This is a genomic window from Bacillus sp. ISL-46, from assembly GCF_018613205.1.
The window spans coordinates 64,104-90,125 of record NZ_JAGGQR010000010.1 but is presented as its reverse complement, the minus strand read 5'-3'; the positions used below and the strand labels follow the sequence as shown (position 1 = coordinate 90,125).

The 26,022-nt window shown below is 38.6% G+C and carries 22 protein-coding genes and 2 pseudogenes; 19 read left to right on the top strand and 5 right to left on the bottom strand.

Annotated features, from left to right (window positions below):
* Nucleotides 1–7 precede the first annotated feature (7 nt).
* The 6 genes and pseudogenes from J7E67_RS04690 (at nt 8) to J7E67_RS32515 (ending at nt 8,036) form a co-directional block, all read left to right on the top strand.
* On the top strand, nt 8–751 hold the full coding sequence (locus J7E67_RS04690) for an ABC transporter ATP-binding protein (protein ID WP_214731109.1): 744 nt from the start codon (nt 8–10) through the stop codon (nt 749–751).
* A complete protein-coding gene (locus J7E67_RS04685) occupies nt 741–1,511 on the top strand; it encodes an ABC transporter permease (RefSeq protein WP_214731107.1) in 771 nt (256 codons plus the stop codon). The genes J7E67_RS04690 and J7E67_RS04685 overlap by 11 nt, the downstream gene beginning before the upstream one ends.
* Before the next feature lie 16 nt (nt 1,512–1,527).
* On the top strand, nt 1,528–2,532 hold the full coding sequence (locus tag J7E67_RS04680) for an ABC transporter substrate-binding protein (protein WP_214716813.1): 1,005 nt from the start codon (nt 1,528–1,530) through the stop codon (nt 2,530–2,532).
* Between the two features lie 179 nt (nt 2,533–2,711).
* Nucleotides 2,712–3,029: a hypothetical protein gene (locus J7E67_RS04675; protein WP_251026566.1), complete on the top strand. Its 318-nt coding sequence runs from the start codon at nt 2,712–2,714 to the stop codon at nt 3,027–3,029.
* A gap of 114 nt (nt 3,030–3,143) precedes the next feature.
* Nucleotides 3,144–6,800, top strand: a pseudogene (locus J7E67_RS32520) (DUF5724 domain-containing protein); the annotation flags it as partial.
* A 9-nt stretch (nt 6,801–6,809) separates the two neighbouring features.
* Entirely contained in the window at nt 6,810–8,036 is a 1,227-nt protein-coding gene (locus tag J7E67_RS32515; RefSeq protein ID WP_483861509.1) for a DUF4132 domain-containing protein, read from the top strand.
* 54 nt (nt 8,037–8,090) lie between these two features.
* On the opposite strand, the gene J7E67_RS04660 is transcribed toward J7E67_RS32515, so the two are convergent.
* The gene (locus J7E67_RS04660) at nt 8,091–8,819 is read right to left on the bottom strand and encodes a protein-glutamine gamma-glutamyltransferase (RefSeq protein WP_214716810.1); all 729 of its coding nucleotides are present in this window, start codon (nt 8,817–8,819) and stop codon (nt 8,091–8,093) included.
* A 54-nt stretch (nt 8,820–8,873) separates the two neighbouring features.
* Nucleotides 8,874–10,109 (bottom strand): MFS transporter, encoded by a 1,236-nt coding sequence (locus tag J7E67_RS04655; protein WP_214716809.1) that lies wholly within the window; start codon nt 10,107–10,109, stop codon nt 8,874–8,876.
* A 382-nt stretch (nt 10,110–10,491) separates the two neighbouring features.
* Between J7E67_RS04655 and J7E67_RS04650 the strand changes: the two genes are divergently transcribed.
* The 6 genes and pseudogenes from J7E67_RS04650 to J7E67_RS04625 all read left to right on the top strand — a co-directional run bounded on the left by J7E67_RS04650 (nt 10,492) and on the right by J7E67_RS04625 (nt 17,222).
* A complete protein-coding gene (locus J7E67_RS04650; protein ID WP_066253749.1) occupies nt 10,492–10,692 on the top strand; it encodes a cold-shock protein in 201 nt (66 codons plus the stop codon).
* Between the two features lie 179 nt (nt 10,693–10,871).
* On the top strand, nt 10,872–11,702 hold the full coding sequence (locus J7E67_RS04645) for a hypothetical protein (RefSeq protein ID WP_214716808.1): 831 nt from the start codon (nt 10,872–10,874) through the stop codon (nt 11,700–11,702).
* A 138-nt stretch (nt 11,703–11,840) separates the two neighbouring features.
* Nucleotides 11,841–12,875, top strand: coding sequence for an MBL fold metallo-hydrolase (locus J7E67_RS04640; protein WP_251026575.1), 1,035 nt, complete (start codon nt 11,841–11,843; stop codon nt 12,873–12,875).
* A 342-nt stretch (nt 12,876–13,217) separates the two neighbouring features.
* Nucleotides 13,218–14,696, top strand: a complete 1,479-nt coding sequence (locus tag J7E67_RS04635) for a SulP family inorganic anion transporter (RefSeq protein WP_214716806.1) — start codon at nt 13,218–13,220, stop codon at nt 14,694–14,696.
* Between the two features lie 282 nt (nt 14,697–14,978).
* Nucleotides 14,979–16,337 (top strand): MATE family efflux transporter, encoded by a 1,359-nt coding sequence (locus tag J7E67_RS04630; RefSeq protein ID WP_214716805.1) that lies wholly within the window; start codon nt 14,979–14,981, stop codon nt 16,335–16,337.
* Nucleotides 16,338–16,853: 516 nt separating this feature from the next.
* A pseudogene (locus J7E67_RS04625) lies at nt 16,854–17,222 on the top strand (hypothetical protein).
* A gap of 42 nt (nt 17,223–17,264) precedes the next feature.
* Here J7E67_RS04625 and J7E67_RS04620 read toward each other — a convergent pair.
* Entirely contained in the window at nt 17,265–17,453 is a 189-nt protein-coding gene (locus tag J7E67_RS04620; protein ID WP_214716804.1) for a hypothetical protein, read from the bottom strand.
* A 134-nt stretch (nt 17,454–17,587) separates the two neighbouring features.
* Nucleotides 17,588–17,785 (bottom strand): hypothetical protein, encoded by a 198-nt coding sequence (locus J7E67_RS04615; RefSeq protein ID WP_066253763.1) that lies wholly within the window; start codon nt 17,783–17,785, stop codon nt 17,588–17,590.
* Between the two features lie 197 nt (nt 17,786–17,982).
* On the opposite strand from J7E67_RS04615, the gene J7E67_RS04610 reads away from it, so the two are divergent.
* The 4 genes from J7E67_RS04610 (at nt 17,983) to J7E67_RS04595 (ending at nt 23,103) form a co-directional block, all read left to right on the top strand.
* Nucleotides 17,983–18,969 (top strand): LacI family DNA-binding transcriptional regulator, encoded by a 987-nt coding sequence (locus J7E67_RS04610; protein ID WP_214716803.1) that lies wholly within the window; start codon nt 17,983–17,985, stop codon nt 18,967–18,969.
* Nucleotides 18,970–19,125: 156 nt separating this feature from the next.
* On the top strand, nt 19,126–20,559 hold the full coding sequence (locus tag J7E67_RS04605) for a sucrose-specific PTS transporter subunit IIBC (protein WP_214716802.1): 1,434 nt from the start codon (nt 19,126–19,128) through the stop codon (nt 20,557–20,559).
* A 67-nt stretch (nt 20,560–20,626) separates the two neighbouring features.
* Entirely contained in the window at nt 20,627–22,099 is a 1,473-nt protein-coding gene (locus J7E67_RS04600; RefSeq protein ID WP_214731103.1) for a sucrose-6-phosphate hydrolase, read from the top strand.
* A 17-nt stretch (nt 22,100–22,116) separates the two neighbouring features.
* Nucleotides 22,117–23,103 (top strand): carbohydrate kinase family protein, encoded by a 987-nt coding sequence (locus J7E67_RS04595; protein WP_214716800.1) that lies wholly within the window; start codon nt 22,117–22,119, stop codon nt 23,101–23,103.
* 70 nt (nt 23,104–23,173) lie between these two features.
* Here the strand turns inward: J7E67_RS04595 and J7E67_RS04590 are convergent, their stop codons facing one another.
* Nucleotides 23,174–23,590 (bottom strand): DUF6220 domain-containing protein, encoded by a 417-nt coding sequence (locus J7E67_RS04590; RefSeq protein WP_214716799.1) that lies wholly within the window; start codon nt 23,588–23,590, stop codon nt 23,174–23,176.
* A gap of 353 nt (nt 23,591–23,943) precedes the next feature.
* Between J7E67_RS04590 and J7E67_RS04585 the strand changes: the two genes are divergently transcribed.
* From J7E67_RS04585 to J7E67_RS04575, 3 genes are all read left to right on the top strand, one after another.
* Nucleotides 23,944–24,663, top strand: a complete 720-nt coding sequence (locus J7E67_RS04585; protein WP_214716798.1) for a sigma-70 family RNA polymerase sigma factor — start codon at nt 23,944–23,946, stop codon at nt 24,661–24,663.
* 27 nt (nt 24,664–24,690) lie between these two features.
* A complete protein-coding gene (clpP, locus tag J7E67_RS04580; RefSeq protein ID WP_088087025.1) occupies nt 24,691–25,272 on the top strand; it encodes an ATP-dependent Clp endopeptidase proteolytic subunit ClpP in 582 nt (193 codons plus the stop codon).
* A 278-nt stretch (nt 25,273–25,550) separates the two neighbouring features.
* The gene (locus J7E67_RS04575) at nt 25,551–26,006 is read left to right on the top strand and encodes a GNAT family N-acetyltransferase (RefSeq protein ID WP_214716796.1); all 456 of its coding nucleotides are present in this window, start codon (nt 25,551–25,553) and stop codon (nt 26,004–26,006) included.
* The last annotated feature ends 16 nt before the right edge of the window (nt 26,007–26,022 follow it).

Below are 26,022 nucleotides of genomic sequence, written 5' to 3'. Positions count from 1 at the left end.
CTCAACCATGTTATCTATCAAAGACCTATCCTACTCTTTTCAAAGTGAAGGAAACTCCAATCCTATTTTCGATCAAATTTCACTAGACGTTAAGCCAGGAGAGTTTGTCTCAGTGATTGGCGCAAGTGGATCTGGAAAGAGCACTCTTTTTAAATTGATTTCTGGTTTACTTGAACCTGACCAAGGAGATATTCTGGTCAATGGTCAAAAGACTGGAAAGAGATTAGGGAGTATCGGTTACATGCCGCAAAAGGATCTGCTTTTACCATGGAGAACCGTTTTAGAAAACGTGTTACTACCTTTAGAAGTGATAAAGGAACCAAAGCAAGCGAGAATTCCTGAAATACGAGAGTGGTTATCGCGGTTTGGTTTGGCAGAATATGAAAAAGCTTATCCGAATGAACTTTCGGGAGGTATGAAGCAGCGCGTAGCCTTTTTACGAACCCTTATGACAGGAAAAGATCTTTTATTATTGGATGAGCCCTTTGGCGCACTCGATTCCCTGACAAAACGGAACATGCATAGCTGGTTATTAGGACTGTGGGGGGAATTACAAAAGACGGTATTGTTCATTACCCATGATCTTGAAGAAGCGGTTTTGTTGAGCGATAGAATCTATTTGCTCCAAGACACCGGAATCAAAGAAATGAAGGTCAACCTGGTGAGACCAAGAAGCTCACAGCTAATCTATCAATCAGAGTTTATTACGATGAGAAAAGAACTGGAGTGGCTGATTCACAATGAAAGCTAGTTTGAAAAAATGGACGGAACAGTACGGTTTGTTTTTGATAGTGGTGATCCTCCTTGTCAGCATATGGGAATGGGTAGTTAAGCAAGGCATGATTCCTTCCTTTATTTTGCCAGCGCCTTCGGCTATTTGGGGGTCATTACAAGAAAACCGACAGCTTTTGTTTGAAGTGCATTTGCCGGCTACCGTAAAGGAAGTTCTGATCGGTTTTGTGCTCTCCGTAATCGGTGGATTATCGCTGGGAGTTGCTATGCATTTTTCTCGTTCCATTGAAAAGGTATTATATCCATTTCTTGTTATCTCACAAACGGTGCCGTTAATTGCAATTTCACCGATTTTTATTATGTGGTTTGGCTATTCGATTTGGAGCAAAATTGCCGTGACTATTTTAACCGCCTTCTTTCCCATCGTCGTAAGTACCTATGATGGATTGAAATCTGGTGGAAGTGAATACCGGGAATTACTGTTAACAATGGGCGCCAATCGCTGGACAATTTTTAAAAAAATCCAGATTCCTATGGCATTACCAGCCATTTTTTCAGGATTGAAGTTGTCAGTTGTTTATTGTGTTGTCGGAGCGACTGTTGGTGAATGGCTGGGTGCTAGTGAAGGCCTAGGGTACTTCAGTCGACGAATGTCTGGTAACTTACAGGCAGACTCCGTGTTTGCTGCAATATTTTTATTATCGCTTTTAGGGATTGTGTTGTTTTTATTCATAGGTTTATTGGAAAAACAGTTATTGAAAAATAAAATTCGCAGCTAGAGAGGAAGAAATCTAAATGAAGAAAAGTTTTTTGATCATGGTAAGTCTTTTGTTACTGCTATTAAGTGCTTGTGGTAAAAATAATGAAAAGGAATCAGATAAAACCACGGGGGCTGCCGATAAACTACAAAAAGTTAGCTTAATGTTAGATTGGTATCCAAATGCGGTGCACTCCTTTCTTTTTGTAGCCGAAGAAAAGGGCTATTTTAAAGAACAAGGCTTAGATGTGGATATCCAAATGCCTGCAGATACCAATGATCCGCTTAAACTGGTTGCGGCCAACCAAATTGACATGGCGCTTAGCTATCAACCACAGGTACTTGTGGCACGCAGTGAAGGTATTCCTGTTCAATCCATTGGAGCAATTGTCCGTCATCCATTAAATCAATTAATGGTGCCAGCAGATGGTTCGATAAAATCACCCAAAGATTTAGCTGGGAAAACGATTGGCTATCCATCGATTCCATTAGATGAAGCGATCGTTCAAACGATGGTGAAAGCTGATGGCGGAGACGCCGGAAAGATAAAAATGGTCGATGTGGGCTGGGATCTCATTCCTGCAATGGCAACGAAAAAAACTGATGCGCTGATCGGCGGCTATATTAACCATGAGAAGTTATTGCTGGAAAAAGAAGGTCACCCGATGAGAGCATTAAATCCTGCGGACTATGGGGTTCCAGATTATTATGAATTAGTTATGGTCGCTAGCCAAAAGGGATTAAAAGAAAAACCAGAAGTCTATAAAAAGTTTATGGCTGCGATTACGGAAGGTCAAAAATACGTTCAGGAACATCCAGAAGATGGTCTTTCGATCTTAATGAACCATGAAGATAAAACATCACCACTTGAGAAGGATGTCGAAACAAAAAGCCTAGAAATCCTTCTCCCACTAATGGATGCAAAAGAAAAACCATTCGGCTACCAAGAACCAGAAACCTGGAAAAACACAGCCCAATGGCTAAAAGACAACAAAGTCATAAAAGACACCGTAAAAGCCGAGGATGCATTTATTAACTATTAAAGTAAATTGGTGTTAGTGTCAGTGCCAGTAATTTGGTGTCAGGCACCACAAAAAGACAAAACGAGCAAAATGTCCACCCTGGGTGGACATTTTTTTGTTGTTCCATTTATCCGGTTGTTGCTGAATACCTCATTGAAGTTTGCTAATATATAGTTAAAATCTATTATTGAGGTAGTTATATGAAAATCTTTGTGACAATGAAAAGTCTGGCTAAGAGGAAGGCTTATCTTACGAAAAAGGAGATTCATTTAGATAGTTCTCCGCCGACACTTAGAGTGCTGTTGACAGAATTAGTGTCAATCCAAGTCCAGGTGTTCAATGCAACCGAAACAGAAACCAACTTGGTAAGTTTCCTAACAAACGAGGAAATCGAACAGGAAGTCCATGCCGGAAAAGTAGGGTTTGGGACTAAATATAGTGACCAAAAAGCAATCTGCAAACGGCAGTCAGAGTTGCTATCCAAGCATTTGAAGATGGTTTATACCGAGTATTTATAAATGAAAAAGAGTCGCTCGAATTAGATGAGTCATTGGGTTTACAAGAGGATGATCAACTTTCTTTTATAAAGCTGACAATGTTAGCAGGACGTATGTGGTAAGGGGGGAAACGGTATGAGAGCAAAAAATAAGGACCTATATTATGAGAGTTTAGAAGCGAAGGCAAACAAAGAAATTTCTGGAACAGAGCAGAAATTGGCGCTGCTTCTAATAAAATTAATGGACGCGACCTACATCGTACGGGACACAAATCTTCAAGAAATTAGAAACATCCTATTCACACAAAAAAGCCCCCGTGACCCCCTCATTTTCCAACCGCTAGTGGAAATTGTGCACACCTTAATCGGAGCAGAATACGGGGCTCTTTTTCAATATATCATCGACCATAAGTGTGAATATCCATACAGTGAAGGATATTCGCGCCGACCGTTTCGGACAAGAAACCTCGAGTATCACTACCATGGAATGATCGAGAGCCTCCTTTATTTGTTTGACTTGGATTTTGAAGAGTTTTCGATTATTGATTATCTATCCAGCCGTGAGGGTTCGTCGATATACAATCCACTGATCAGTGATGTGATTGCCTATGAAATCGACCAAAACAATGAGCGGGTAATCCAAGCCTTAACTGAAGTGATTTTCGGAGAAAATAACACGGCACTACTAACATATGAAATGATCAAGGGCGTTTTTAAAAGCCATAGCCAGGAAGGATATAAAATGCTCGGTGATTTGTTACTTGCCGCCAGACTGTAAGAGGGCCTGCGCCAAAGCATTGTCGAAAATATGGATGAAGGTACATTAGAAGCAACTAAATACATGCTTAAAGTCATCCTTGACAACGAACTTATTCGTTACAGTTCCGTCGTGAGAGCGCTTGACCTTTGGACAGGCTTGGACCTGCAAGCCTCGGATAAAAGAGTGACTAAACGATCGATTCAATACGCGTCAGATTCTCTATCAAATCGAAAGCTGCGTGAAGAGGGAGTTAGAAGCGAGAATCTGAATACACTTTGCATTAGTCTTTGGGCAACAGCAGTGAATGAAGAAGACGATATAAAAGAACCGATCCAATTCCTGATGGAAAACGGCGAAACCTATCAAAAGGTGATGGCCCAATACTTTTTAACACAAAGCCAAAATGCGGGTATGAGATTTGAGTTAGCGCACCCGTTTTTATTTGAAAAGAATGTAGAGCTGCAATATTATCTTCTCAAAAACTATGTCTATGACTACGATATCCATTGGTCATACGATTCTGAAAAAAGTGAAAGCACGCTGACAGTCAACCAGGTACCATTGTTAGAAAACAAGAAGGAACGATCTCGACATTTTGAGTTGTTTAAAAACATGTTCTTACACATGCCTAAAAGAGAGGTTTCAATCGAATCAAAAGCCATTCAAGGACTAACCCTATTTTTCTCAAGGAACGAAATTGCGAGAAAAATGATGTTCTTAACTGCCTACGACTTGGATAAGGATTGGCTAAGACAATTAATTGAATCGAAGGACAAGGTAAGTGCTGAATTAAGAGAAGATCTTCTTTCATTTTTTATCAAGGATTACTCGGATAAAACACAACGCGATTTCCTTTTTGAAAGTCTTGCTGATAAAAGTGTGAAAAATCGAGAAATCGCCCTTGCGCATATCAAATCAATTGAGTTGATGCCTGAGGAGATTGAAAAGATTGAAGCGATTTTAAAATTAAAAACTGGAGCCCTCCGACAAGGAGCCATTCAGATTTTACTAGGACTCCCGAAGGATCAACTAGAAACCGCGCTTGACCGTTTATTATCAAGTAAAGCAGAGTTGCAACGAGTGGGTGCGCTTGAAATCTTATCAGAAATCAATGATCAAGAGGAGCGTGTAAGACTAGTTAAAGCGTTTAAAAATACAATCCTTCAAATGGAAGCTGGCTCAAAAGAACAAATATTACTTGATAAGTTGTTTCAAACCGAGGAATACAACCTGGTTAATGGGTTTGGATTATATGACCCGAATCATCGAGTAAACCTCGAATTCAACCATCCTGAACTAATGTTAAAGAACCTTTTGCAGCCAACAATAGATTCTAGTAAACAATTTCTTCAAGGTTTAGCCGCATTAGTTCATGAACATCGTCAGGTAGAATATGAGGTCGAGTGGTATGATGGCTCAAAGGATACGCTCCATATTGGCGAGGAATTAAGGTGCTCTTATCAAGAGGATGAAAAACAGAAAATCGATCATCTTCCATTAGCTGAAGTTTGGAAGGAGTATTTTAATACCCATGTGGTACCAGCATCAGAGCTCATTCAGACTGCCTTTTATCTCCACTCGGACAGAATCATTAGCTATTACCATAATAGGCTGGATGTTTGGGAGGTTATGGATAATCCAAAGGTAGAGGGCTGGAGAAAAACATTATTAGAAGAAATTTATCCAATCGAAAACATCGAAGAAATGAATCGCTTTCTTGATGATTTGAATTATCGTTCCCAAGTAGAAAATCTTTTCGATGCTTATTTTACGAGTCAAGATTCAAAAGAGCTTTTCGACAACATCAGTGCTGTTTTAAATTTTCTTGTTCATTCGATCCCTGAAGATAAACTCAAAACCGAATATAAGCTGCTTGATTTTCTTACCGATCCATGGCTGGAATGGGCTGAACACTTTGCCGATATTACTAGTGAATCCTTTGATGTGTATTTCAAGCTTCAGTATCAGTTATATACGATAGCTAATTTTGAAAGTTTTCTTCCGTCAATGGAAGATTTAGCAAAAGGTTATGCACGAAAAATGATTGATGAACAGGTCATTTTTCATGAGCTTTTGGGTCGAGATGATACAAGTAGAGACTATGTATCAGAATTAACCAATCCCAAAGATCATTTTTTAAAAAATTATCCTGATATGATTCCTATTAAAGATCAGGTGGTTCAAAGAATATTAGAAATTGAACTAAAAAGAGGGGATCTCCAAACAGATATAACTACCGTGGCTATGGGAATTGAACGCCATGAAGGCATAGAATCCTTTGTGCAAATCCTATTAGGCCTTGATAAAGAATCGTTCGTGCGCGGCTATATTTATGGTAATGGCAGCGATCTCACTAAAAAAGAAGTTTTCTCCTACTTATTAAAAACAAGTTACCCAAAAGATGGGGACAGCGACACACAACTGAAGCAATTTATAAAGGGAAAGACATTGTCAGAAAATAGATTATTAGAGGCAGCAATGTATGCCCCGCAATGGCTTGACATTGTTTCGAGGCATTTAAATTGGAATGGTTTGAGGAGTGCCGCCTGGTATTTCCATGCCCATATCAATGAGACATTTTCCGAGGAAAAAGAAACCATTGTTGCGCATTATTCGCCCATCTCACCACAGGATTTTCAAGATGGTGCTTTTGACATTAGGTGGTTTAAAGAGTCTTACGAACAGTTGGGTGAGGAACGGTTTCAAATTCTCTATCAATGTGCTAAATACATTTCGGCAGGTGCGAATCATCGCAGATCACAGCTGTTTGCGGATGCGGTCTTGGGGAAATTAGCGCTTGAAAATACTAAAAACCTAGTTCAGGAAAAAAGAACAAAGGATCAAGTATTATGTTACAGTTTGATTCCAGTGAAAAATGAACAAGATGTTCTCAATCGATACGTATTCTTACAAAGATTTTTACAGGAAAGTAAGAAGTTTGGGGCACAGCGCCGTGCCAGTGAATCGAAAACAGTCTCGATTGCCCTTGATAACCTCGCCAGAAATGCAGGTTATAAGGATGTAACTAGGTTAAAGTGGGCGATGGAAGCGAAAAAAATGGAAGAGATTACGCCATTTCTTGAGCCAAAAGTGATGGATGATCTGACTGTACAGCTCGTGATTGATGCCAATGGGCGAGGAGATATCAAAGCAGTAAAAGGGGATAAAACACTTAAAACGCTCCCAGCCAAGTACAATAAACATGATTATATTGTTGTCTTAAAAGAGTTTAAATCAGATTTAAAGGAGCAATACAAACGAGCAAAAGAAGAATTGGAACGCTCGATGGAGCTTGGAAGTAGTTTTCTTTTAAGTGAACTTTATAATATGATGAAAAATCCGGTGTTAACGCCACTGATGTCATCATTGGTATTAAAAGTGGGGAACTATTTAGGCTTTTTTGAAGACGATTCTCTAAATGGTGTTGGGACGGTTGACAAGTATTCCATTCAGGCCACTGATGAAATTTTCATCGCTCACCCAGTCGATCTCTTTGAGAGTGGGCAATGGAGTGGATTCCAACGGGCTTTATTCGCTAGGAAGGTGAAACAGCCGTTTAAGCAGGTGTTTCGAGAACTATATTTACCAAATCAGGATGAACTTGCAGCGGGAACGGGAACACGAAGATACGCGGGTCACCAAATCCAGCCGCAAAAAACAGTTGCCTTATTAAAAAGTCGATTGTGGACGACGAGCTATGAAGCGGGACTTCAAAAAGTCTACTACAAGGAAAATATTATCGTGCAACTAAATGCTTTAGCAGATTGGTTCTCTCCATCGGATGTTGAGTGTCCAACCTTGGAAACAATTGAATTTTTCGACCGTCTAACCTATCAACCTCTAGAAATTAAAAATATTCCAAAGGTGATTTTCTCAGAAACGATGCGAGACATAGATTTGGTTGTCAGTATCGCCCATGTGGGCGGGGTGGACCCAGAAGCGAGCCTAACGACGATTGATATGAGAAAAGTAATAGTCGCGGAATCAGTTCGATTAATGAGATTGGAAAATGTAAGAATCCAGGGCAATTTTGCGCTGATTAACGGAAGTCTTGGGGATTATAGTGTTCACCTTGGAAGTGCCAATGTGTATAAACAGGCCACAGGTGCCATTTATATTGTTCCCGTCCATTCGCAGCAGCGTGGTCGAATCTTCCTGCCATTCATGGACGAGGACCCAAAAACAGCCGAAATTGTTTCAAAAGTCCTTTTGCTCGCGGAAGATAAGAAAATCAAAGATCCGTTTATTTTGGAACAAATAAAAAACTAGCAAAATTTCGTTCATACAAAAGACCGCTATTTCGATGGTAGCGGTCTTTAAATTTTATAAAAATGTACGATAAACGGGTCTCGTGATAAGATTCATGAAATATGCAGAGATCCGCGGATTTGGCTTTCTTTTTTTATTTAGGAAGGTAATGATGGTGTCTGCCTTTTTGATCCCTACTCCATGTCCATAGAATTGGTCATCGGACATAAAAATCACATTTTCAGCGCGCCAATGTGACTCCTTCGGGTTGACATCTGGATTATTGAAATGCAAGATGTCACCAGGTATGAAATCATACCCATATTTTTGAGTTAGCTTTAGATCGTTATCAAATTGCCAATCCATTAAGTAAAGCCCGTTAAAGAGTAGATCAAACCTTGTGCTTCCAATCGAATAAAGGGTAGCAAGATATAAGACAATCGCAATTCCTGTTGAACAATCAAAGGCATAAAGGGATCCATTTTTTAAAACGTCTAGAATGGCGACGCTAGGTCTTATATTTGGTTTGAGAAGAAAACCACCATTGCCTAAACGATCCCAATACTTTTTGCTGCAAAAGGCATACGAAAAGGTTGTAAACTGTACCTTACTTTTATTAAGCTCTCGGGCAGCTTGCAGCGTCTTTGTTCGGAACAGCAGCTCAAATTGGAATTGACTTAAAGTTTGATACTGATAAATATCCTTGTATTTCTCCATTTTAGTAACGATGTCTTTCTGTTCTTTCGTTGTAAGGGTATGACTAAGATCATCCACGTGAATCGTTTGCTGATTTATTTTAATCATTTTCCTACCTTCTTCCCTAATCCACTCCTTCTAAAAAAATATGAAACTTTTAAACTAATAGTTCCAATTATCTGCTAGTTTTTTATTTTTCATAAATCTAACGTACATTAAGAAGAAGACGATTGCGCTGATAAATCTTAGGATGGATATGATGTTCATTGATTTTTGTATGCCTGTTACTTCGAGAAGCCAAATGCCGATTTGCGGCGCGATAAATGCAACAAAGGATAATAGGACATTATAGGTTGTGATGCAATACGTTCTTTTGTCCTTTGGAGATTGCTCCAACAACAGGTTGAACAATAGCAGCATGGTACCTGAAAGAAAGAACCCTGAAGTCATCGAGACAAAGGTTAAATAGATTAGATTAGTGGACAAAACGGTCAAAAACGGTGCAGTTGCCATTCCTGCAGCAACCCAAACGAGCATTAAGGTATTGGATTTTTGTTCAGCCCATCTTTTCCATAATGGAAAGGAAAATATCTGCACTAATTGATTAGCTACTGAAAATATACTAATCCAAAGAATCGTTGCATGAGCATATTTCACATTATAAATATTAAATAATCCCCATGTCATTTGCCATGAGAAATTAAAACATAAGGCAGTGATTAGAAACCACTTGTATCCGTTATCCTTAAAAATCGACCAATCCATAGATGAATTCTTTTGCTCCTGCTCCTTGTTCTTGTTCGTCTTCGGTTGGACCGTTTCCTTGTGCCTCATTAAGAAAAATACTTCTAATAACCCAAAAAGAAAGGCCATGAGAAATAAAAGCTGGTAGGCGACCGCATGGTTGGTTTGGTTTTTCATAACGATCCCAATGATCAAAGTAGTGATCATGCCTACAATGGTTAATAGTCGATTTCTGTCACTGAAAAACGCTCCTCTTCGGTCTTCCTTAATCATCCCACTAATAAGAGTTTGCCACCCGATATTTGATATAGTTCCGGGCACATTCATTAAAGCCACTATGATCAAAAACGCCCATGCTTGATAATCCGAACGAATAAAAAGGACTCCAGCTAAAAGAACAAATAAGATTCTTGCCCATAAAACGGACATGGCAACGGTCTTCTTTTGCTGCTCTAAACGATTCAACATGAAAGCGGCTGGAATTGTCATAATAAGTGCAACCAATGGAGGAAGCGAGCTGATCAATCCGACTTGATAGTTGCTTGCGCCGAGAATAGAAATAGCGAAAATAGGAAAAAAATTACTGGCAAGGTTCACAGCTATGGTAGACACCATTCCATGATAGATACTTACTTTTTCGTTGTATGTGCGCATGTTCATCCACCATCTTCATAAAAATTCTAAAGCTATTATACAACAAGAATACTGGATTTTTTCAAAATTATTTTAAAATAACGAACCAATGGATCATTTATGAAAGTGTTTTGTGATAGCCTTAGATTTTTTGTTTGGATTGTAGTATTTCTGCCTTTTAATGATAAAAAGACAATAGTATTTCTACAATATTTTTACAAAAGAAATAATAAATTCCTCAGATATATTTGCATTATCCGGGACCATCTGTTATAGTTAAGGAGAATTATTTTTGTTAGTCGGTAAGGATGAAAAAAGGGAATACTGCTTTTTGTCTAAAAGATCGAACTGAGCAAGGATAGTAATTTTATGTGTGCAAAGCACACAGCAGGAGGAAACACAAATGGAACAAGGTAAAGTAAAATGGTTTAATGCAGAAAAAGGTTTTGGATTCATCGAGCGCGAAGCTGGAGACGACGTATTCGTACATTTCTCAGCTATCCAAGGCGAAGGTTTCAAATCTTTAGACGAAGGTCAAGCAGTGACTTTTGAAGTTGAACAAGGTCAACGTGGACCACAAGCAACTAACGTTCGTAAAGCATAATCTAAACCACATAAATGTGAATGAAAAGGCTCTCTAGTAGAGCCTTTTTTTAATTTAAAACAATAAATAAGCAAATACATATAAATACCACTGGGAGAAGAGGAAAAGCTCTTTCCCTTTTTTATTGGCAGAAGTTGAAATATAATGAAATCACAAACATAGTGGAAGGAAGTGTTAGGATGATCATCCAGCGTCCTCAATTAGAGCAGTCCGAATTGACGAAGTATATTCCGCCCAAAGGTGAATATGAAACATTCCGTGATATGGACCATTACAAAGAGAAACTCAAGGAATGGGGTTTATCTTCAGCGAGAGAAGCGAAAAAAGAATTCTGGTACAAGGATCGAAACTATCAGCGCCAAGTAACTATTAAAGGGTATGAAACTTACGGGAGCGCATTGGATATTAATACGCTTGTGATTGAATTCCAAGACGGAAATCTCACTTGTATCCATCCAGCCTATTTAAAAGAAATGCAGCAATCGAGCTTTGGAAAAGAAAGCTTGTTAACTTTTGATGAAAAAGAAACGGTTGCACCTGAACTTGTGACTGTGGACGAAAGTGAACCAATAATTGCAGAGGCAATCACAGAACCAGCCGAAAAACCTGCCAAAAAAGAAGTAGCTAAGCCACCAAAAACAAAGGAATCGAAACCTAAAAAGGAGAAGGCTCCAAAACTCGAACTTCCAGTGGACAAGGTCCATTTTACTGCCAATGTAAAACAGTTCGCGCTCGTTTACAATCCGTTTAATGAGGAAAATGATGAAGTTGTTGTCTTAGAAAATGTTCAGATTGTCCACGAGGAAAATCCACTAGAAATCGGTCTAGCCTGGTGTAGCCACAGCAAGACACTCAAAAAGTTTGAATTGGCGATAGGGGATTCACTTGAATTCGATGGTAAAGTTGCTGCTAAGAAACTTGGAAAAGGAAAAGATGTGGACGAAGAATTCCTGGTAGCTGTACCGGTCTTGTATAAAATTAATAACCCTTCAAAAATAGTTAAGAAATAGGACGCTCTCACAGAGGTCCTATTTTTGTCAGACCAACATGTAAAAGGAAGAGGCACTTGTATGATCGCACTGATTATTGTTTTAGGCTTAGTTGGACTTACTTATTTATTCTTGAGTTATTATCCTCCATTTGGGAAAATGGCTTCGAAGGAGAGGCTTAGTAAATATGAGCAATCCGAAAACTTCTCTCATAAAAGGAAATTCGTCAACCGCGTTCCAACAATAATGGAAAATAGCTTTAAAGAAACGGTTTCAATATTAATTGATTTCATCAAAGGTAATCCCAATGGAAGACCTAAGAATGCCATCCCAATAGAAAAATTGAAAATTTTGGATCACCCAAATGATACACAACCAAAAATCACCTGGTTTGGTCACTCGGCTCTACTATTAGAATTGGATGAAAAAAGAATACTATTAGATCCGATGTTTGGCGGGGCACCTACACCATTTCCAATCTTCGGCATAAAGCGCTATAGCAAAGGCCTTCCATTTATCATAGAAGATCTTCCAACGATTGATATTGTCATCATCAGTCACGACCATTATGATCATTTGGATTATGGATCGATTAGAAAAATAAAGGAAAAGGTCAAACAATTTATTGTCCCGCTAGGTGTTGGAAGCCACTTAGAAAAATGGGGAGTAAATCCAGAAATCATAATAGAGCTAGATTGGTGGGATGAGCTTCATCATGAAGGACTTAAGATTGCTTCCACACCAGCAAGGCATTTTTCAGGCAGAAGCTTAACAGACCGCAATACGACATTATGGTGTTCATGGGTAATTAAGGGGGAGAATACTAAAATCTTTTTTAGTGGGGACAGCGGGTATGGGCCACATTTTAAAGAGATAGGTGCTAAATACGGTCCCTTTGATCTGACACTAATGGAATGCGGTCAATACGACAGACGTTGGGCGGCAATTCATATGACGCCAGAAGAAACCGTCCAAGCACATCTCGATGTGAAGGGGAAAATAATGATACCAATTCATTGGGGAGCCTTTACACTAGCCTTACATGACTGGACGGATCCAATTGAAAGAGTAACAAAAGCTGCCCAAAAAGAAAGACAACTTGGCATTTCAACACCCAGAATCGGTGAAACGGTTTATATTGATTCGGAAGATTACCCACGTAAAGTTTGGTGGAAATATAGTTACAAAAGCTAAAGATTGATGTCCGCTATTTAAGTGGAATCAATCTTTTTTTGTACGATCATTTATTACACTTAATTGATAAGAATCCTTTTTATTTAATACATTTTTGCTTCCAACAACTTTTCTCTATATTTTTGGAGATAAGACGAAATCCAAAGTAAAAAGGCGCAATACAAAGAAAATGTAGATTGTATCCGATTACATTGAATTTCACAAACTTGTTACAATCCTTTATACTTTGTTCTGTTAATAACGGACACGACTTTCATGAGAGTTGAAAGTCAAGTTATAAATCTGAAACGACTGTACAGTAAGAATCTGTACATTTAGTGAAACAAAGGGAGAGATGCAATTTTGGATTTAAATAAAATTAAATATGCGTGGTTTGGAAATACAAAGGGAGATATTTTAGCAGGTATTGTGGTAGCACTTGCATTAGTTCCAGAGGCTATTTCTTTTTCCATTATTGCTGGTGTTGACCCAATGGTCGGATTGTATGCTTCTTTTTGTATTGCGATGACAATCGCGTTTGTTGGTGGAAGGCCTGGGATGATTTCTGCTGCTACGGGTGCCACAGCCTTACTAATGGTGACATTGGTTAAAGACCACGGATTGCAATATTTACTTGCTGCAACGATTCTAACGGGTGTTTTACAAATCATTATGGGAGCTTTAAAGTTAGGGCGATTGATGAAATTTGTTCCCAGGTCCGTAATGACCGGGTTTGTTAATGCACTAGCGATCCTTATTTTTGCCGCTCAATTACCGCATTTCGTCGGGGAGTCATGGCAAATGTATGCCATGGTCGCACTTGCGCTCGCGATCATTTATATCTTACCTCGTTTTACGAAGGCTGTCCCTTCAGCGTTGGTTGCGATTATTGTAGTAACAACGATTGCTATTTTTACGGGCAGTGATGTTCGGACCGTAGGAGATATGGGAGAATTAACATCCAAATTACCTGTCTTTTTGATTCCGGACATTCCATTCACCTTTGACACACTACAGGTTATTTTTCCCTATTCATTATCCATCGCGATTGTAGGATTAGTTGAATCACTTCTTACGGCAACGATTGTCGACGATCTGACTGATACAGAGAGTGACAAGAACAGGGAAGCCGTTGGACAAGGTATTGCGAACATTGTTTCAGCATTCTTTGGAGGAATGGCTGGATGTGCAATGATTGGTCAGTCTGGTATTAATATCAAATCTGGCGGCAGGGGCAGATTATCCACTTTTGTCGCAGGTGCGTTTTTATTAATCTTGATTGTTTCGTTAAGAGGATTCCTCGTGCAAATTCCAACGGCCGCACTTGTTGGTGTGATGATTATGGTTTCGATTGGAACATTTGATTGGTCTTGCCTAATGTCATTCAAAAAGGTACCAATTACAGATACCATTGTGATGATTGTGACCGTTGTTACAGTAATACAGACTCATGACTTGTCTAAAGGGGTTTTAGCGGGAATCATCTTAAGTGCGATATTCTTTGCTTCAAAAATCTCACAAGTGAAAGTATCAAGTCTTTCAGCTAAAGGCTCAAATAAAAAAATATATCATGTTACTGGGCAACTTTTCTTTGCTTCAGTAACTGACTTTGTAAACAGTTTTGATTATAAAGAAAACGTTAGTGAAATTGACCTAGACCTATCCAATGCCCACCTTTGGGATGATTCTGCGATTGGTGCGATTGATAAAGTAGTCATCAAGTACCATCAAAATGGAGTTAAAGTAAACTTAATAGGATTAAACTCTGAAAGCAATAAACTGATTGAAAAACTTGCTGTTCACAACAAACCGGGTGGACTGGGAAAAGCAGTTGGCCACTAAATAAATGAACGCTGGATCATTGAATCCAGCGTTTTTTTTGCATATTATTTTTAGGGAAAAACTCCTCTAAAGACTGTTTTAAGGTGGAAATCATAGAGATAAGTGAAACTCGAGAAGACACCCAAACTACACACGAAAACTGCTGCACAGATTCAGGAGAAAAGAAATCATCTAGCTGTTTAGGTAAACTCTTCCAAGGTTCAATAATTTAATGGAGGAATAATAATCCAATATAGAGTATAATGAAGTTTCGGATTTTTATTTCTCAAGGAGAACCTGTATATGAATCAAACCTATACGTTAAAGGAAAAGACAAAGCAAATTTTTATTTTGTTGATTCCTATCTTAATTACACAACTTGGCATGTTTTCAATGGTGTTTTTTAATACGATTATGTCAGGGAAGTACAATTCCACCGCTTTAGCCGGAGTAGCAATAGGGTCCTCGATTTGGAGTCCGATTTTTACGGGGATCAGCGGAATACTTCTTGCGGTTTCACCCATTGCCGCTCAACGCTTTGGTGAAAAGAAGAGCAATGAAGTAGCATCAGTGGTGAAGCATGGAATGTATCTTTCCATTTTAATTGCACTAGTGGTCATCATCCTGGGGTTCTTTTTGTTAGACCCGATCCTAGATTTAATGAAACTTGATTCCGGTGTGCATAACACTGCCTTTCATTATCTAGTCGGACTCAGCTATGGAATTCTTCCGCTATTTATTTTTAATGTACTTAGATCATTTATTTATGCACTTGGCAAAACTAGGGTTATTATGGTGATCATGCTTTTGTCGTTACCGTTCAATTTCTTTTTGAACTATGTGCTCATTTTTGGAAACTTGGGTTTCCCAGAGCTTGGTGGTGCAGGGGCAGGGTATGCAACATCGATTACGTATTGGGGGATTATGGGGATGACGGTGTTTATTGTTAAAACCCAAGAACCTTTCTCCACGTACTCCGTTTTTGCTGATTTAAAAGAATTTTCTTGGGATAAATGTAAAGAGATATTAAAGATCGGCGTGCCGATGGGACTCTCTACATTCTTTGAAACTAGTATGTTTGCGGTGGTTACCATCTTACTAAGTAAATTTGATGTCACTACCATTGCTGCCTATCAATCTGCTTTAAATATCGTCTCTTTTCTATACATGATTCCGATTAGTATTTCGACGGCACAAACGGTCCTAGTCGGGTATGAAGTTGGGGCCCGTCGTTATAAAGATGCGAAACAATACAGCTGGTTAGGAGTTTATCTTGCCATCTTGATTGCCGTTGTGACTGGAGTATTAGTAGTGATTTTTCGTTATCAAGTTGCCGGTTTTTACTCGAATGAAATGGCCGTCATTAATTTAACCGCCAATTTCTTAATCTTTGCGCTGTTTTTCCAAATTTGTGATGCCATCCAGGCAACTGCCCAAGCTGCCTTAAGAGGATATAAGGACGTCAACCTTGCCTTTATCATGACACTCATAGCCTATTGGCTCATCTGTCTTCCATCAGGATATCTACTCGCACATTATACGAGTTTAGGAGCAAGAGGCTACTGGATCGGACTAACCATCGGCCTGCTCGCAGCCGGAATAGCCCTATCCATCAGACTCATCTACATCCAAAAGCGGAAATTCGTCAGTAGAGCGGTTTAATGGTCTCATTTATTTGGTGTCTTTATTGGCGTCTTTACTGGTGTCTTTATTTGGTGTTCTTTTTTGGTGTCTTTATTTGGTGTCAGGCACCACGAAAAGACAGTATTTGGATTTTGTCCGTATGGAGTGGACACTTTGATATTGTTGGAAACAAAAAGGGTTACGTAGATTAGCTACGTGCTCTTTTTTGTTCATTTTCACATTTTAGGGTCACGTAGAGCACGTCTACGTGCCTGTAATTGTATAACTACACCGATTAGGGTCACGTAGAGCACGTCTACGTGCCCGTAATTGTATAATTACACCGATTAGGGTCACGTAGAACACGTATACGTGCCTGTAATTGTATAATTACACCGATTAGGGTCACGTAGAGCTCGTTTACGTGCCTGTTTTTGTTTTTACTAAGCAATTAGAGTCACGTAGAAAATTTAATAAATAATTGGCTTACTGAATCTTCTAATGGTAAAATATAGATGATGGTAAGTTTCAAATCTGCAGGTGAGGTGACCCTTTATGGGAAGGGAAGTACACTTTAAAGAGGAAGAATTCGTACTGAAGTTAACTGCGCTTTTAAGCATTTTTGCATTAAAGTGGCAGTTGAAAATTCCTTACAAATCGATAAAAAGTGTTTATATTGATGACTTTGATCCTCCAATGTAGATGCTCCGCATGCCTGGAACCGCCATTGCACCACTCAACATTTACGAAGGCAGCTTTAAGTTTGGTAATGAATGGTACTTCCTTTCATGTAAACATAAAGTACCACTTGTCCATTTTGAATTAGAAAATTTCGGAAAGTATAAATATGTCATTTTTGAAATTGAAAACCCAAGAGCTGTAATGATAGAATTAAGAAAGAAATTAAGACATTTGGAAGAGTGAATAATGCACAAAAAAGAAAAAAATGTAATGATGATTACGTCATTACATTTTTTTTCTTTTTCCTTTACGTTTTTTAACTAATCTACTAATAATATAAATACCGCCAATTAGAGAGAATAAATTTAATGGATCCCCAAGGTTAATATTCAAAGTGAAATTATTAGTTACCCTGACATCATTTTTATTGTTATTCGAACCTGGTTGATTATTAATTTCCTTCAATTCTTTCAAAAAAAATCACCTCTCTAATAAATATAGTATAATTATATTCATAAAAAATTCCAACTATAAAAGGCTAGGTGTGAATACACTAGTAATCTAAAAAATAAATGACGCCATTCTATTAAGAATGGCGTCTGAAAAGATTAATATAATTTTTTTAAGTTAAATAGTTTAGAGAATAAAGTTTGATTTTTATCAGTTACCTTTAATTCTTCCATGATTAATTTTTCTTGATTGGTTGTAATCCAATTTTGTAATTCTTGTTTATCTTTACAAAGCGTATAATATGTTTCCCCACCTTTACCAAGTGCGTTGACAACATATCTACAAGTGTTCGCCATAATGTCCACCTTTAAAAATAAATTATTGTTTTCTATATGGATTATATCAGGCTTGAAAAAATAGTCCATCATTATTTTTCAGCAAAAATCAGCAAATAAGGCTGTTTACAACGAATGTAATATCTAATTTCGATTATTGAGTGGAAATTGTGTATAATACATTCATAATAGTGATTGGTTTAAATGGAGTTGAAGATATGATTACAATAGCGGATATAGCAAAACTGTCGGGTGTTGCAAAGAGTACGGTTTCTCGTTACTTAAACGGGGGATCTGTGGGTGAAAAAACCAGTAAAAAAATTGAAAGTGTCATTAAAGAAACGGGATATACACCTAATAAATTTGCCCAAAGCCTAAAAGCCAAGAAAACAAATATTATTGGCACGATTGTCCCAAGATTAGATTCATTCGCCACATCACAGACTCTGATTGGGATGGATGACCAGCTAAGGGAACAAGGATATCAATTAGTAATATCCAACTCTAGTCAGGATCTCGATCGAGAAATTGAAAACATATATAGTTTGGCCAAACAAAAGGTAGCAGGAATAATTCTTCTTGCAACCGAAATCACCGAAAGACATATTGAAGCCTTTGATAATATTCAGGTTCCCATCATATTAGTGGGGCAGGAGCATTCTGATTTTCACAGCGTTATCCACGATGATTATCAAGCTGCATACGAGTTAGGCCAATATATTCTGGAAAAAGGACATAGAAGAATTGCCTACTTGGGTGTTACAGAGAGGGATATAGCTGTAGGTGTCAAACGAAAAGCCGGGTTTATGAAGGCAGTTTCAGAACAACCTAGGTGTGAAGTTCAGTATTTTGAAACAAGCTTTAAAATTGAAGATGCAATCAAAAATGTCCCCAATATTATTAAAAGCTTCCATCCTACTATTATTGCTTGTGCAACCGATAATATCGCTTTAGGTGCTTTAAAAGCAGCAAATATGGAGGGGCTAACGGTGCCTGACCAGCTTTCCATTACTGGATTTGGCGGCTATGACATCACGAAAATCACATTTCCAGGCATCACAACAGCAAAGTTTTTCTATAAAGAGGCAGGACATGTAGCCGCAATGAATATCGTTAAATTGGTTAATGAGGAACAAATTGAAAAAACAACACTTTCAAAATTTAAAATAATGGAGCAAGAAAGCGTTGACAAGGTAATCTATTAATCTTATAATCTAGTTGAAACCGGTTCCACTTTAATATATTTATTTTTGGAACCGGTTCCTACGAAAGCATCTTGGAACTCGTTCCTTTAATTGATTTTTTTTGAATGATTTCGGAACCGGTTCCACAACATAACTAATAGGATAGGGTGATAGTTGATGAATTACAAAAAGATTGCTGAAGAGATACTTGATGCAATTGGTGGTAAGGAAAATGTATCGGCAGCAGCACACTGTGCAACAAGATTAAGAATGGTTTTAAACGAAGATGAAAACATTGATAAAGCTAAATTAGAAGAAATGGATGTAGTTAAAGGTACTTTTTCTACGGGTGGTCAATTCCAAATTATCTTGGGGTCAGGAACAGTAAATGAAGTATACAAGGAACTCGCTAAACTAACAGGATTATCTGAAATGTCTACTAAGGAAGTTTCCAAAGCAGGATCAAAGAAGTTAAATCCTATTCAACAATTTGTCAAAATGCTATCGGATATCTTTGTTCCGATTATTCCAGCCATCGTTGCTGGCGGATTATTAATGGGAATCAATAATCTCTTAACTGCTAAGGATTTCTTTATTGCAGGAAAATCATTAATCGAAGCTTATCCAAATATCGCCGATTTGGCAGGACTTATAAATACATTTGCTAATGCAGCCTTTGTATTCTTACCAATATTAATTGGCTTCTCCGCAACACAGCGGTTTGGTGGTAATCCATATCTTGGTGCTGCACTTGGAATGCTCATGGTCCATCCCGACTTATTAAATGGTTACGGGTATGCTGATGCGGTAGCTAAAGGCGAAGTTCCAATTTGGAAGATTTTTAACTTTGAAATCGAAAAGGTAGGTTATCAGGGCTCTGTGCTTCCTGTCCTAGTTTCATCATTTGTTTTAGCAAAAATGGAAACATTTTTACGAAGAAGAGTCCCTTCTTTCCTTGATAACTTAGTTACACCATTATTATCTATTTTCATCACAGGAATTCTTACGTTCACATTAATCGGACCGATCACTCGTGGAGCGGGTAATCTGTTGACAGACGGTTTAGTTTGGTTATATGACACAACTGGCTTTATCGGCGGGATATTATTTGGTCTTGTTTATGCTCCAATCGTCATCACTGGTATGCATCACAGCTTTATCGCCATTGAAACCCAGCTTTTGGCTGATATTGCAAAAACTGGCGGTTCATTCATTTTTCCAATCGCTGCTATGTCTAACGTGGGTCAAGGTGCGGCAACGCTGGCAGTCCTTGCACTGACTAAGGATGCGAAAGTAAAAGGAGTAGCTTCTGCTGCAGGTATTTCAGCACTTCTTGGTATTACCGAACCAGCCATGTTCGGGGTTAACCTTAAGTTAAAATATCCGTTTATTGGTGCAATCGTTGGTTCTGCCGTAGGTTCCGGCTTTGTTACTTTGTTTAAAGTGAAAGCTATTGCCATGGGGGCTGCTGGTTTACCTGGAATCATTTCTATTAAACCAGGAACAATTACTTTCTATATTATCGGCATGGCACTTTCTTTTGCTGCGGCTTTCCTTGTTACTATTATTCTCGGGAAACGCGATGCGAAAAAGCAAGTAGCAGCCAACTAGAGATCTATAAAATCGGAAAGGGAATCATTAATGATTCTCTTCCATTTATTTAAGGAGTAGAAACATTATGGAGTGGACTAAAGAGAAAAGATACCGCCGAATTGAAAATGAAAGCCCTGAAGCAATGCAGGAATTAATGAAAAAGGTAAATGTTTGCCCTTGGAGGCAATCGTTTCATATACAGCCTAATACCGGTTTACTAAATGATCCAAATGGCTTTGCTTTTTATAATGGTTACTATCATTTATTTTATCAATGGTTTCCATTAGGACCTGTCCATGGGTTGAAATATTGGTACCATGTGAAATCAAAGGATCTAGTGCATTGGGAAGACGAAGGAATAGGCATTGTACCGGGGGATTTTTTCGATAGCCATGGAGCATATTCAGGCAGTGCAATTGAACAGGATGGAAATTTATATTTAATGTATACAGGGAATACACGCGATGAAAATTGGAAAAGGCATCCATATCAATGTTTGGCTGTTATGAATGAACAAGGTGATATTGAAAAAGAGAACCTGCCAGTAATCTCAACTGTTCCAAGTGGTTATACCGACCATTTTCGTGACCCAAAGGTGTGGAAGTCTGAGGATGGCCAATTTTATACGGTTATTGGTGCACAACGTGATAATTTAACCGGTACTGCTGTCCTTTATCGTTCGTCCAATTTAAAACAATGGAACTTTGAAGGGGAATTAGAAACGGAGCTAAAGAATTTTGGTTACATGTGGGAATGCCCGGATTATTTTGAACTCGGCCATCAAGGCATTTTTGTATTTTCTCCTCAAGGGCTCGAACCCCATGGCGATGATTTCCACAATATTTATCAATCGGGGTATATTTTGGGAAAGAAACTAAACCTGCCGAATAGAAATTTTGTCCACGGTGATTTTCGTGAGCTTGACCGCGGCTTTGATTTTTATGCCCCGCAAACGACACTTGGACCGGATGGGAGAAGAATTCTCATTGGCTGGATGGGGTTACCGGAAATAGAATATCCAACGGATCCTAACGGCTGGGCTCATTGTTTAACGATTCCTCGCGAATTAAAGATGAAAGATAACAAATTAATCCAACAGCCAATAGAAGAAATGAAACTGCTTCGTAAAGTTGAACAAAAAATTACGGAATTTATTGAGAATGATGTGAAAAGCTTCCCAGGTATGAATGGTACAACCTTTGAATTGTATTGTGAAATGTCTGATATTTTTGCAGAAGAATGTGGAATTGAGTTTCGGGCGAATGATACGAAAAAAACCGTAATTAAATATCATCTTGCCGAACAAAGGGTGATTTTGGATCGCAGTTATTCTGGTACGGAGGTTGGAACTGCTTACGGGACAACAAGAGCATGTCAACTTAATAGCAAAAAGATTTCGATTCATATGTTCGTAGATACCTCTTCTGTTGAGATATTTATCAATGATGGGGAAGAAGTCTTTACAGCACGGATTTTCCCAGAGTCAGATTGCGACCAAATTAGGTTCTTTGCGTCAAAAGGCAGTGCTATGTTCAATATAAAGAAATGGGATTATTGAAGAAGTAGGTGTAAATAATGGGGACTTTATTTTGTATTGGGGAAGTATTAATTGACTTTATTCCTCTTCAAAAAGGAAAAGCGTTGAAGGATGTTGAGACATTTGAACGGGCACCAGGGGGAGCGCCAGCAAATGTTGCAGCTACAGTTGCAACGTTCGAAGGAAAATCCTCGATGATTACCAAATTGGGGAAGGATGCCTTTGGAGACTTTCTTGTGGAAAAGTTAAACCAATCCGGTGTCCAAACAGATTATATTTGTAGGACGGAAGAGGCTAACACCGCATTAGCTTTTGTTTCCTTACGGGAAGATGGGGAAAGAGATTTTTCCTTTTATCGGAAACCTTCTGCTGATCTCTTGCTTACAGAGGCAGAAATAAATGGAGAGTGGTTTAACAAAGGCGACATCCTCCATTTCGGTTCAGTGGATTTAGTGGAAAGCCCGATGAAACAGGCACATAGAAAAGCAATTGAACAAGCGGAGCAAAAGGGGACATTGATCAGTTTTGACCCAAATGTTCGTTTACCCCTTTGGGAGGACCATGAGTGCTGCAGGCAAACAATCTTAGATTTTGTTCCGAGAGCTCATATTTTAAAAATATCAGACGAGGAATTGTTCTTCATTACAAAAATCAATGACGTGGAAGAAGCGATTCAATCATTATTTATAGGTAATGTTAAGGCGGTTCTATTTACAAAAGGTTCTTTAGGGGCAGATCTTTATCTAAAAAATGAAAAGTTTGAATCAAAAGGTTATCGGGTCACGGTTCAGGATACTACAGGTGCCGGGGATGCATTTATCGGTGGATTTTTGTATCAATTACTGGAAAAACAAGTAAACCAAACAAATCTTGATTCAGTATGCAGAACATATCAAAAGACACTTCTCAAATTTGCGAATGCTGCTGGGGCACTTACAACCACTGGTAAAGGGGCAATTAGTTCGATACCGACGAAAAAATTAGTAATGAAATTAATTGGGGACAAAACCGGAGGAGAAAACTAATAGATTAAAAGCTGCAAGAGAATAAGGCGTCAATTGGGTTATTGACGCCCCTTTTATTTTTATGAAGTGTTTAAGCGTTTTCAACCTTCGTTGACTTAAATGTCATTCCCCAGGCTCTTTTCATGACTGTGATCGACATCCAGAACAACAGGACAGCGATCACTGGGTGAGCGGCTGCAGCCCATGGTAAAACAGAGGTCATGTTGGCGGTGAAATAAATGACGAAAATAAGACCAAAAAGCCCGGCACTTTGCCAAATGGCCCAGCGCGGCAATCTCCCTACCAAAGACATCACTAACATTAAAATAGGAATAAATTCAAATAAATGCACAAACATTTCATGATAAGGCCAGTTTCCTTGATTCACAAAAACGGCTAAACCAGCCAAAAACACCTGTCCAATAATACAAAGCACAAACAGGATACTTAATAAAACAAAACTAATCTTTCCGACTCGCCCTTTTTGCGGCTCTTCTTTTTTCTCCATTGGTTAATCCCCCTTCAAAATAACACCAGTGAACACTCTCACTCCTGGATTCTAGTTTATCAAGATATTCATAGTTTAAATATGAGCCAGAGGCGTAATTTCGCCTAGGTCTGTAGTCTTAGCTAGGGATTTCATTGTTTGAAAAAAATAAACAAAAGCCGTTAAGGTTACTTGTCAGTTTTTTGTGGGATAGGTTTCTAAATCGAGAGATTCTTTTTGATTTCTGCAATGGTCAAGATTATATTAATTATCAACAACATAAAGTAATCTAATAAAAGAAAATTTTTTGACCCGTATCTTTTCATCCCTCTTGAAACGTTTAAAGGATAGAGAGTGCTAAAGGAGTGAAATCAATGTCACACAAGCATAGTCAGGTCAGCTTAGAAGGGAAAGTGCACGAAAATAGGGTTGAAGAGGATTTTTGGAGCGAAAATTATCCAAAACTTCAACGATATTGTCAGTTTCTCGCCCGCAATAGATGGGATGGGGACGATATCGCTCAGGAGACGTTTGTGAAGGCCTTAAGATATGGCAATCAGCAAAAGTTGACCTCTGCATTACTGAATAAAATTGCCTATAATCATTGGGTTGATTTGCTTCGAAAAAGGAAACATGAAGCAGTGGAAGCGGATCCCGATTTTGCCCATCAGACTTTAACAAATCAACTTGATGAAACAAGGGATTCGGTTGAGTTACTTTTGAAAAACTTCACCCCAAATCAAGCGATCATCTTTTTGTTAAAAGAGGGCTTTCGATACCAGATGAAGGAGATTGCAACGATATTGGATTCGACAGAAACCTCAGTAAAGTCCAATCTTCATCGCGCAAAAAAGCGTCTCGAAAAAGCAAACGAAGAGAAGCAATTTGATTCGGTTGATTCATATTGGGATGAGGAAGAAAGGGAGCTTCTTTCGGAAATATTTTATGAAGCACTGAAAAACCAAGACCCAGCCATCCTCATCCAATTTATTTCTTCACGAACAAGGAAAAGTAACGTGCCTAAACTAGTTACTGGAAAATTTTCGTCCAAACCAAATTACACTCCTTCAAGCACTCTCTGTATGGCTGCATAGCCAAATTGCTTTCAAGGAGGGATTGGGATGAGTACCATTCCATATGTAATCGAACAATCTAATCGTGGAGAACGTTCATATGATATCTATTCACGATTGTTAAAGGACAGAATTATTATCATTGGGGATGAAATTAACGAACATACGGCCAATAGTGTCGTGGCCCAATTATTATTTTTAGCAGCAGACGCACCGGATAAAGAAATTTCGCTCTATATCAACAGCCCAGGAGGTTTGACTACAGCTGGTTTTGCCATTTTTGACACGATGCAATACATTAAGCCAGATGTCAGGACAATCTGCACAGGGATGGCCGCATCATTTGGGGCGATGTTACTGCTTGCTGGAAAAAAGGGAAAACGGTACGCACTGCCAAATAGTGAAATTATGATTCATCAGCCGTTAGGTGGAGCAAAAGGGCAAGCAACGGAAATCGAGATTTCTGCACGAAGAATCTTAAAGTTAAGAGAGCATATCAATAAGATTATTTCAGAACGGACCGGACAACCGCTTGAAAAGGTGGCAAAGGATACGGATCGAGATTACTTCATGAGTGCCGAAGAAGCGAAAGAGTATGGGATAATCGATGAGATTCTCTACCCAAAATAAGTTTAATGGAAGAGATATCGTGTATTAATAAAATGCAACCCATAGAGGCTGTACTATTCTACCCTTATTCTAAGGGTCACATTTGACATTATAGAGAATCAAATTAGCTGGTTGCTTGTGTCGGGTCAAGTTCAAAATCAAGTTGGGTACAATCGTTCAAGAAAGCTGCCATTGGCAGCTTTTTTGATTGGATATGGAAATATTGAAAAAATATACTAGAACTATTCCTGCTAATAGTTTAATATATTTTCCAATAAAGAGACTGAGGGGGATTTTCTATGGATATAAAAATAGATGATTTAACGGGAGCAGAAGTGGCTGAATTGGTGGGGGAGCATCTTCATGGTATGACACTGAATTCACCGCCGGAAAGTATCCACGCATTAAATCTTGAGCAATTGCGAAAACCAGAGATTACATTCTGGAGTGCATGGGAAGGCAATGAATTAGTTGGTTGTGGGGCACTTAAAGAACTTGACGGTCAACATGGAGAAATAAAATCCATGCGAACATCTTCCTCACATTTAAGAAAGGGTGTAGCAAAACAACTTCTGCAACACATAATTGAAGAAGCCAAACAGCGGGGCTATCATAGGCTGAGCTTGGAAACGGGATCAATGGATGCTTTTGAACCAGCAAGAAGACTATATGCAAGTTTCGGGTTCCAGTCTTGTATGCCTTTTGCGGATTACATGGACGACCCAAATAGTGTATTTATGACAATGGAATTATAAGTAAGTTTGGGAGGGA